The organism is Pseudomonas sp. GM84 (assembly GCF_000282535.1).
GTDB lineage: Bacteria > Pseudomonadota > Gammaproteobacteria > Pseudomonadales > Pseudomonadaceae > Aquipseudomonas.
The window spans coordinates 1-9,319 of record NZ_AKJC01000308.1; the positions used below are offsets into that span (position 1 = coordinate 1).

General features: G+C 62.6%; 7 protein-coding genes. 3 read left to right on the top strand and 4 right to left on the bottom strand.

The window, feature by feature from the left end; translation table 11 throughout:
• Positions 1–110: 110 nt before the first annotated feature.
• The gene (locus PMI38_RS21710) at positions 111–1,154 is read right to left on the bottom strand and encodes an LLM class flavin-dependent oxidoreductase (RefSeq protein WP_008098875.1); all 1,044 of its coding nucleotides are present in this window, start codon (positions 1,152–1,154) and stop codon (positions 111–113) included.
• A gap of 208 nt (positions 1,155–1,362) precedes the next feature.
• The gene (locus PMI38_RS21715) at positions 1,363–1,848 is read right to left on the bottom strand and encodes a flavin reductase family protein (RefSeq protein ID WP_008098877.1); all 486 of its coding nucleotides are present in this window, start codon (positions 1,846–1,848) and stop codon (positions 1,363–1,365) included.
• 317 nt (positions 1,849–2,165) lie between these two features.
• Between PMI38_RS21715 and PMI38_RS21720 the strand changes: the two genes are divergently transcribed.
• Positions 2,166–3,572: a purine-cytosine permease family protein gene (locus tag PMI38_RS21720; RefSeq protein WP_008098880.1), complete on the top strand. Its 1,407-nt coding sequence runs from the start codon at positions 2,166–2,168 to the stop codon at positions 3,570–3,572.
• Positions 3,573–3,717: 145 nt separating this feature from the next.
• Here the strand turns inward: PMI38_RS21720 and PMI38_RS21725 are convergent, their stop codons facing one another.
• Both PMI38_RS21725 and PMI38_RS21730 read right to left on the bottom strand, forming a co-directional pair.
• Positions 3,718–5,493 (bottom strand): methyl-accepting chemotaxis protein, encoded by a 1,776-nt coding sequence (locus PMI38_RS21725; RefSeq protein ID WP_443216399.1) that lies wholly within the window; start codon positions 5,491–5,493, stop codon positions 3,718–3,720.
• A gap of 64 nt (positions 5,494–5,557) precedes the next feature.
• Entirely contained in the window at positions 5,558–6,757 is a 1,200-nt protein-coding gene (locus PMI38_RS21730; RefSeq protein ID WP_008098884.1) for an NAD(P)/FAD-dependent oxidoreductase, read from the bottom strand.
• 540 nt (positions 6,758–7,297) lie between these two features.
• Between PMI38_RS21730 and PMI38_RS21735 the strand changes: the two genes are divergently transcribed.
• Together PMI38_RS21735 and PMI38_RS21740 are read left to right on the top strand one after the other, a co-directional pair.
• Positions 7,298–8,677 (top strand): NAD(P)-binding domain-containing protein, encoded by a 1,380-nt coding sequence (locus PMI38_RS21735; RefSeq protein WP_008098887.1) that lies wholly within the window; start codon positions 7,298–7,300, stop codon positions 8,675–8,677.
• 95 nt (positions 8,678–8,772) lie between these two features.
• Entirely contained in the window at positions 8,773–9,291 is a 519-nt protein-coding gene (locus PMI38_RS21740) for an RrF2 family transcriptional regulator (protein WP_008098888.1), read from the top strand.
• Positions 9,292–9,319: the final 28 nt, after the last annotated feature.

A 9,319-nucleotide genomic window follows, 5' to 3' on the forward strand; every position in this document is an offset into this window, starting at 1 on the left:
GGCGATGGGGCCGGTACTGCCTATGCACATCTCAAAAAAATGCCCGCTCGCGAAGGCCACAAGGGCCCCGTGAGCGGGCTGATCCCGCAACTACTTCAGGCAATGGGAATTCAGGCGAACGCCGGCACCACTTCCTTGATGAACAGCTCCAGCGACTTCTTCTTATCGGCGTGGGGCAGGCTGTTGTCGCACCAGAAGCTGAACTCGTCGACGCCCAGTTCCTGGTAGTACTTGATGCGCGCGATGATCTCTTCGGGGGTGCCGATCATGGTGTTCTTGCGGATGTTCTCCAGCGCGAAGGCCGGCACCTCGGCGAACTTGGATTCCGGGCTTGGCTCCAGGAAACCGTTGACCGGCGTGGTCTTGTTGCCGAACCAGGCATCGAAGGTGCGGTAGAAGCGCGAGATGGCCTGGGCACCGACTTTCCAGCCTTCCGGATCGGCCGGGCTGTGCACGTGGGTGTGGCGCAGCACCATCAGTTGCGGGCGTGGCACGTCGGGGTTGTTGTCCAGGGCAGCCTGGAACTTGTTCTTCAGGTCCAGCACTTCCTCATCACCCTTCATCAGTGGGGTGACCATGACGTTGCAGCCGTTCTTGACCGCGAAGTTGTGCGAGTCCGGGTCGCGGGCGGCGATCCACATCGGTGGCATGCCTTTTTGCACCGGTTTCGGCACGCTGGTGGAGGTCGGGAACTTGTAGACTTCGCCTTCGTGGGCGTAGTCGCCTTGCCACAGCTCGCGCACCGCCGGGACCATTTCGCGCAGGGCCTTGCCGCCGTCGGTGGCCGGCATGCCATTGGCCATGCGGTCGAACTCGAACTGGTAGGCGCCGCGGGCCAGGCCCACTTCCATGCGGCCGTTGCTGATCACGTCGAGCAGGGCGCATTCGCCGGCCACGCGGATCGGGTTCCAGAACGGCGCGATGATGGTGCCGGCGCCCAGGCGGATCTTCTCGGTGCGGGCGGCCAGGTAGGCCAGCAGCGGCATCGGGCTTGGCGAAATGGTGTATTCCATGGCGTGGTGTTCGCCGATCCACACGGTGCTGAAACCGCCGTTCTCGGCCATCAGGGTCAGTTCGGTCAGGTCTTCGAACAGCTGGCGGTGGCTGACCTGTTCATCCCAACGTTCCATGTGCACGAACAACGAAAATTTCATGGGGCTTTCCTCGGAGCTTGTTGTTGTCGCCTGCCGGGGCAGGTCTCAATGTGGGAGCAACTGTCTTGCTGAAAATCTGAAAGTTGGCGAAACCCTTGTGGGAGCGGGCTTGTCCCGCGAAGCAGGCGACTCGGTGGATGGCACCGGCTGCGCCGGTGATCGCGGGGCAAGCCCGCTCCCACAGCTGCTGAATCAACAATTCATGACTTCAGGCGAAGGCGGGCAGACTGGCCATCTTGCCGCGGCAGTACACCATCGGCCGTGGCGCTTGCTCGGGGACGATCAGGTTGTGCACCTTGCCGACCATGATGGCGTGGTCGCCACCTTCATACTCGCGCCACAGTTCGCATTCGATCACGGCAGTGGCACCGGCCAGGATAGGATTGCCCAGTTCGCTCAGGGTCCACTCGATGCCGGCGGCCTTGTCCTTGCCTTTTTTCGCGAAGGCATAGGCTTCGGCCTGTTGCTCGCCAGACAGCAGGTGGATGGCGAAGCGCTTGTTCCTGATCAGCACCGGGTAGGAGTCGGAGCTGTAGTTGGGGCAGAACAGCACCAGCGGCGGGTCCATCGACAGGGAGGAAAAGGCGCTGGCGGTGAGGCCGACGATCGAGCCGTCGTCGTCCAGGGTAGTGATGACGGTGACGCCCGACGGGAAGGAACCCAGGACGTTCTTGTAGACGGTTGCGTCGATCATGGCGAGTACCTCGAAAGGGCTGCGGTGGTCCGCGGTTTTTATCGTTGATGTGTCTGATGGTATACCGTAATACTCGATTTGCAAGCGGAATTTCGCAACGCCGCACATTCACGATGAATGGCGCAAAGCCGCATGAACAGGGGCTTTGACCAACGCGCGAGGCTTTGGCGCCGGCTGCTGAACCGGATCAGTTACAGATTTTTAGACCGCAGCAGTGTTGTCAAAAGTTTGGAATACCATAATATGGTCCGCAGCTGAGAGGCCGCCTTGATGCGGTTTCCTTACAAAGATAAAAACGACCTTTCGAGCTGAAAACCATGTCCCAACCGTCATCGCAACACCAGTTTGTCGAGAATCACACGGTCGATTACGTTCCACCTGCCGAGCGCCACGGGAAGGCGCGCGACCTGTTCACCCTCTGGTTCAGTACCAACATCGCGCCACTGCCTATCGTCACCGGCGCCATGGTGGTACAGGTGTTCCACCTGAACCTGTTGTGGGGCCTGATCGCCATCTTGCTGGGTCATCTTCTGGGGGGCGTGGTCATCGCCCTGGCCTCTGCGCAGGGACCGCAGCTGGGCATTCCGCAGATGGTCCAGAGCCGTGGCCAGTTCGGCCGCTATGGCGCGCTGCTGATCGTGTTCTTCACGGCGCTGATCTACGTCGGCTTCTTCATTTCCAATATCGTGCTGGCGGGCAAGACCATCCATGGCATCGCGCCAAGCGTGCCGATGCCGGGCGCTATCGTCATCGGTGCCCTGAGCGCCACGGCTATTGGTGTGATCGGTTACCGCTTCATCCATATCCTCAACCGCATCGGGACCTGGGTGATGGGCTCGGCGTTGTTGGCCGGCTTCATCATGATGTTCGTTCAGGACCTGCCCGCCGACTTCTTCAGCCGTGGCGCGTTCAACCTGTCGGGCTTCATCGCCACCGTGTCGCTGGGCACCATCTGGCAGATCAGCTTCTCGCCGTACACCTCCGACTACTCGCGCTACCTGCCCAAGGAAGTGGGGATCGCCAAGCCGTTCTGGGCCACCTACTTCGGCGCGACCCTGGGCACCATCCTGTGCTTCAGCTTCGGTGCGGTAGCGGTGCTGTGCGTACCGGAAGGCACCGACGCGATGGACGCGGTCAAGCAGGCCACTGGCTGGCTGGGGCCGATCCTGATGGTGCTGTTCCTGCTCAACATCATCAGCCACAACGCCCTCAACCTGTACGGTGCAGTGCTGTCGATCGTCACCGCGATCCAGACCTTCGTCGCTCAGTGGACGCCCAGCATCAAGGTGCGGGTGATCCTGGCTTCGGTGATCCTGGTGGCTTGCGGGATGGTGGCGTTGAATGCCTCGGCGGACTTCATCGGCCAGTTCATCGGCCTGATCCTGGCGCTGCTGCTGGTGCTGGTGCCGTGGGCTTCGATCAACCTGATCGATTTCTACCTGATCAAGAAGGGGCAGTACGACATTGCCTCGATCTTCCAGGCGGATGGCGGCATCTATGGGCGCTTCAACCACCACGCGATCATTGCCTATGCGTGCGGGATCCTGGTGCAGCTGCCGTTTGCCAATACGGCGCTGTATGTGGGACCGTACTCGAACATTGTCGAAGGGGCGGACTTGTCGTGGCTGTTCGGCTTGATCGTGACGGTGCCGCTGTACTACTGCCTGGCGACGCGGGGCAAGGGTGCCGAGAAGGTTGTGCGGGCTGTTAGCGTCAACGACTGATCCTGCTTGATGGGGCTGCCTTGCAGCCCATTCGCGGGACAAGCCCGCTCCCACAGGTACTCCATAGCACTTAAGGGCAGTGGTGTTCCTGTGGGAGCGGGCTTGTCCCGAGAATGGGCCGCACAGCGGCCCCGGCTGTTTCGGATCAAACCTTGAACTGCGCCACCATGCCATTCAAATCCACCGCCAAACGCGACAGGTCCTGCGCCGCCGCACTGGTCTGATTGGCCCCCGCCGAAGTCTGCATTGCCAGGTCGCGAATATTCACCAGGTTGCGATCCACCTCCCGCGCCACCTGCGCCTGCTCCTCCGAAGCACTGGCAATCACCAGGTTGCGCTGGTTGATCGAGGCAATCGCCTCGGCAATCACCTCCAACGCCTGCCCCGCACCCTCAGCCACTGCCAGCGTCCCCGTGGCACGCCCCTGGCTGCTTTGCATGGCTGTCACTGCACGCCCGGTGCCGTTCTGGATCCCGGCGATCATCTGCTCGATCTCCGCCGTGGACTGCTGGGTACGGTGGGCGAGGGCGCGCACTTCGTCGGCGACCACGGCAAAGCCACGACCCGCCTCGCCAGCACGTGCGGCCTCGATGGCGGCATTGAGTGCCAGCAGGTTGGTCTGCCCGGCAATTGCGCCGATCACGTCGAGCACGCGGCTGATCTCGTTGGCGTTGGTGGCCAGCTGTTCGATCTCGGCAGAGGTGCCGGTCACGTCTGCCACCAGGTGCTGCAGCGAGGCCAGCGCCTGGTTGACCTGGTCGCGTCCGTCCCGGGTGGTGCGGTCGGCGCCTTGGGAGGCGTCGGCGGTGCTCACCGCGTTGCTCGCCACTTCTTCCACGGCAACGGTCATCTGGTTGACAGCGGTGGCCGCCTGGTCGATTTCCGCGCTCTGCTGGTGCAGGCCGCGGCTGGTGTCCTCGGTGACGGTGTGCAGCTCTTCCGAGGCCGAGGCCAGCTGGTCGGAGGAGGCAGCGATCTTGCGGATGGTGTCACGCAGGCTGGCCTGCATGCGGCTCAGTGCCCGCAGCAGCAAGGCGGGTTCGTCGCGGCCAGTGACCTGGATGTCCTGGGTCAGGTCGCCGGTGGCCACACGTTCGGCCACGGCCACCGCATCGGCTAGCGGTACGACGATGCTGCGGGTGAGCAGGGTAGCAATGGTGGCCAGGGCGAGAATGATCACCAGCAGCGAGCCGATGATGGCGTTGGAGGCCTGGTCGGCCACGTCGCTGCTGCGTTGCGAGGCTTGTTCGGCGCCGCTGCCGTTATAGACGATCAGCGCGGCCATGGCCTTCATCATGGCGTCCGCATGCTGGCTTAGCGCGCTGTTGATCTGCTGCTTGGCTTCGGCCATGCGCCCGGCGAGGATGTCCTGCAGCACCTGCGCCTGAAGGTCGCGGTACTGATGGTGAGCGGCATAGAAGGTGTTGTACAGGGCGCGGTCGTCGGCGGCGATGATGGTGCCCTCATAGTGCTTGAGGTCACCGTCGAGCTGGGCGTTGATGCTCTTGAGCAGGTCGACGTTGCGTGCCTGTTCGGTGGGGCTATCAGACAGCGCGGCGCGCAGGGTGACCGCGCGGGCGCGGCCGAGGTTGCTGCTGATGTCACTGAGGGCGACCACGGCAGGCATCCAGGTGACGCGGATCTCGTCCGTGGCCTTGTCCATCTGCCGGGTTTCATAGAGTGCGAGCAGGCCCATGAACAGGACCAGGGTGCCCAACAGGGCGAATACGCTGGCAGCGCGAATACCGATCTTCATGTTCCGTAACTGCATGGAAGTGCTCCTTGACGGTGGCGTGCAGAGCGTCAAGAGCGGGGGATGCCAGGCATCTTGATGCGCTGCGGATTTAAGTGTGTGCCTCACCCTCTCGAATACTTTTTTGATTTCGATGATGCCATATGGCCACCACCATTGGCCAGACATCCACCCTTGTGCCCTGCATAGGCAGATCCGTCATTTATTGGACGGATCTGCCGGGATCATGCGGTCAAACGATTGCGATCTGCGGGTCTGCCGCTGCCAGTGCCACGGCGCGGTCGGCGGCAGGAGGGTAGATCCATACCGAGTTGATCTGGCGCTTGAGGTCCTTGCCTTCCTGGCCGTGCAGTTTCAGTTCGCGCTCCCAGCCTTCACTGTACGCCGCGCCCCATTCACCGAGGTCGAGGCAGGTGACGTACTTGGGCTGGCGGTAGACCACCGGCTGCACGCCGAGCAGGTCGGCCATGGCGTTGTTGCCACTGTGGCGGCCCATGGGGATGGCGTGCTGGCAGGTCATCAGGGCGTGGTTGCCGATTTCGTCGACGGCCGCCCAAGCGGTATCGCCCGTGGCATAGATATGCGGCTGGCCAATCACCTTGAGGTGGTCGTCGACCTTGAGCCGGCCGAAGTTGTCTCGCTCGCCGGCCACCTGCGCGGTCAGCGGGCTGGCCTTGACGCCGACGGTCCAGATCACGGTCTTGCTGGCGATGTATTCGCCATTGTCGAGGGTGACGCCACCGGCATCGACGGCGACCACCGTGGTACCGGTCAGCCATTCGACGCCAGCCTGCTCGGACGCGGCGACGATCGACGGTTTGATACCCGCGCCCAGTGCCGCGCCAATGCTGGCGCCACGGTCGACCAGCACGACACGCACATCGCTGTCACCGAGCAAGGCACGCAGGCGTGCGGGCATTTCGGTGGCGGTTTCGATGCCGGTGAAGCCCCCGCCGCAGACCACCACGGTGTTGCGTGCCGGCGAAGGGGGCAGGGCGGCGAGGCTCTGCAGGTGCTGCTCCAGGTGCATGGCCGATTCGATCTGGTCGACATCGAAGGTGTGTTCGGCCAGGCCCGGGATAGCCGGGCGTGCCACCTGGCTGCCGGCGGCGAGGATCAGGCGGTCGTAGCCGATCTGCTGGCGCTGGCCGTGGCTGTCGGTGTAGCTGACGTTGCGGGCGTCGGCGTCGATGGCCTCGGCGTTACCCGTGATGAAGCGTACGCCCACGGCCTCGAACAGTTCGCCCACGGGGGCTTTCAAGGTATGTGCGTTGGCTTCGTAGAAGCGCGGGCGGATGCGCAGTTCCGGCTGTGGTGCGAGCACGCTGATGCTGAGGTCGTCGCGTTTAGCCTGGTCGAGCAGGCGGGCGGCGCTCAGGGCGCTCCATACGCCGGCGAAACCGGCACCGATGATCAGGATGTTGGATTTCATGCAGGTGCTCCGCAAAGGTCGTACAGGGAAGAAGAGGGCTTCGATCCACACGCTAGGTGTCTCTCGAATAACTACGACTGTATTGGTCGGAGTTTACGTTTGCAAGTTTTTTCTTCGCGACGAGGGGGGCAGCTCATCGGTCAGCGCGTAGAAAGGCCTGTACTCAGGCGGCTGGCGGGCGGTTGGGCACAAACCTTGATATCCCCACCCCCATCCGTTATAGATAAAAAGGAAACCACAAAGAAAAGAGGCCATTTCAGCCCCCATGTACGAGATCACACGTATCTTGCGCCCCTCAGGCCCCCATTCCGCGCCCTGCGCTGATGGATACGGGCCCACTCCAATGACCCTCTCCCCGCTTTCCAGCCTGTATCACGTGTTGTCGATTCCGCCCGTCAACATCCTGCTCAGCCAGATGCGCAAACGCCCCGTCCCTCCACCTGCACCGTAACGCCTGAATCGCTCCACCCCCGGCCTTTTGCCGTTCGGGGTTGGGGAGCCTTTGCATTTTTTTCAGCGTTCAACTGTTCAGGAATCACTATGACTCTTCGTGTAGCTATCATCGGTGCCGGCCCGTCCGGCCTTGCGCAACTGCGTGCGTTCCAGTCCGCCCATGCCCAGGGCGCCCCCATGCCGGAAATCGTCTGCTTCGAAAAACAGGCCGACTGGGGCGGTATGTGGAACTACACCTGGCGCACCGGCCTCGACCAGCATGGCGAACCGGTGCACGGCAGCATGTACCGCTACCTGTGGTCCAACGGCCCCAAGGAGTGCCTGGAATTCGCCGACTACAGCTTCGATGAACACTTCGGGCGGCCGATCTCCTCGTACCCGCCGCGCGAGGTGCTGTGGGACTACATTCAAGGCCGCGTGAAAAAGGCCGGGGTGCGCGACTACATCCGCTTCAATACCGTGGTCAAGAACGTCAGCTTCGATGAACACACGCGCGAGTTCACCGTGAGCGCCCATGACTACGGTGCAGGGGTTGGTATCGAGCAGGTGTTCGATTATGTGGTGGTGGCCAGCGGGCACTTCTCCACCCCGCACGTGCCGGCGTTCGAAGGCTTCGAGCGTTTTACCGGGCGTATCCTGCACGCCCACGATTTTCGCGAAGCCATGGAATTCCACGGCCAGGACCTGCTCATTGTCGGCAGCAGCTACTCCGCCGAAGACATCGGCTCGCAATGCTTCAAGTACGGCGCGCGCTCGATCACCACGGCCTACCGTACGCAACCGATGGGCTATAAGTGGCCCAAGGGCTGGGAAGAGCGCCCGCAACTGGTGCGGGTCGAAAACGACCTGGCGTTCTTCGCCGATGGGTCGAACAAGCGCGTGGATGCGATCATCCTGTGCACGGGCTACCAGCATCACTTCCCGTTCCTGCCCGATGAACTGACCCTCAAGACCAACAACCGCCTGTGGCCTGCGGGGCTCTACCAGGGTGTGGTCTGGGAGCAGAATCCGCAATTGCTCTACCTGGGCATGCAGGACCTCTGGTACAGCTTCAACCTCTTCGACGCACAGGCGTGGTTTGCCCGCGACTACATGATGGGCCGCATCAAGCTGCCGTCCAGGGCCGACATGCAAGCGGACAGCAAGCGTTGGCGCGCGGAGGAGGAGGGCCTGGAAACCACGGCCTCGATGTATGAGTTCCAGGGTCGATACATCAAGCACCTGATCGGGCAGACCGATTACCCGAGCTTCGATATCGATGCAGTCAACCGCATCTTCCTGCAATGGAAGCAGGACAAGAAGCACGACATCATGGGCTACCGCGACAAGTCGTACCGTTCGGTGATCACCGGCACCAAGGCGGTGCCCCACCATACCCGCTGGATGCAGGCGATGGACGACTCGCTGCAGGAGTACTTGCGCGAGACGGACGGCAAGAAGGGCGAGGTGAAGGCGCTGCGCGGGTAGGCATTGGAGGGGCGCCAGCACCTGAAGTGGCAAGCCGCTTTGCGGTGCTGGCGCTACCCGCGTATGATTTGCGACAAAGTTGGTCGGAGATTGAAATGTCGCTCTACAGTGCTGGCGTCGAATACGGCATCCATTGCCTGCTATACCTCGTGGACGAGCGCGGCGACACGCGCGAATCCAGCGTGCGCGACCTCGCAGAGCTGCAAGGCGTGCCACAGGAGTACCTGGCCAAGGTCTTCACCAAGCTGGCTCGCGCCAAGTTGGTGGTGGCCACGGAAGGGGTGCGCGGTGGCTTTCGCCTGGCCCGTCCGTCGGACGAGATCACCGTGCTGGACATCGTCAATGCCATCGACGGGCCGAAGAAGATCTTCGACTGCCGCGAGATTCGCGAACGTTGCACGTTGTTCGAGGGGTCGCCACCGGGTTGGGCGACTGAAGGCACCTGCGCGATTCACGCCGTGATGCTGAGTGCGCAGAAGCGCATGGAAGAGGCGCTGGCCCAGCAGACCATTCTCGACCTGTCGCGCCGGTTCGGGCGCAAGGCCCCGGCGGAGTTCGGGCAGCAGGTCAATGCCTGGATGGGTGAGCGACGGATCCCGGCGAGTCAGTCGTGACGGCCTGTACGGGCCCTATCGCCGGCAA

Coding starts and splice junctions, on each gene's coding strand:
- PMI38_RS21710 (WP_008098875.1), bottom strand. CDS start 1,154: ATGAAATTTTCGTTGTTCGTGCACATGGAACGTTGGGATGAACAGGTC.
- PMI38_RS21715 (WP_008098877.1), bottom strand. CDS start 1,848: ATGATCGACGCAACCGTCTACAAGAACGTCCTGGGTTCCTTCCCGTCG.
- PMI38_RS21725 (WP_443216399.1), bottom strand. CDS start 5,493: ATGTCTGGCCAATGGTGGTGGCCATATGGCATCATCGAAATCAAAAAA.
- PMI38_RS21735 (WP_008098887.1), top strand. CDS start 7,298: ATGACTCTTCGTGTAGCTATCATCGGTGCCGGCCCGTCCGGCCTTGCG.
- PMI38_RS21720 (WP_008098880.1), top strand. CDS start 2,166: ATGTCCCAACCGTCATCGCAACACCAGTTTGTCGAGAATCACACGGTC.
- PMI38_RS21740 (WP_008098888.1), top strand. CDS start 8,773: ATGTCGCTCTACAGTGCTGGCGTCGAATACGGCATCCATTGCCTGCTA.
- PMI38_RS21730 (WP_008098884.1), bottom strand. CDS start 6,757: ATGAAATCCAACATCCTGATCATCGGTGCCGGTTTCGCCGGCGTATGG.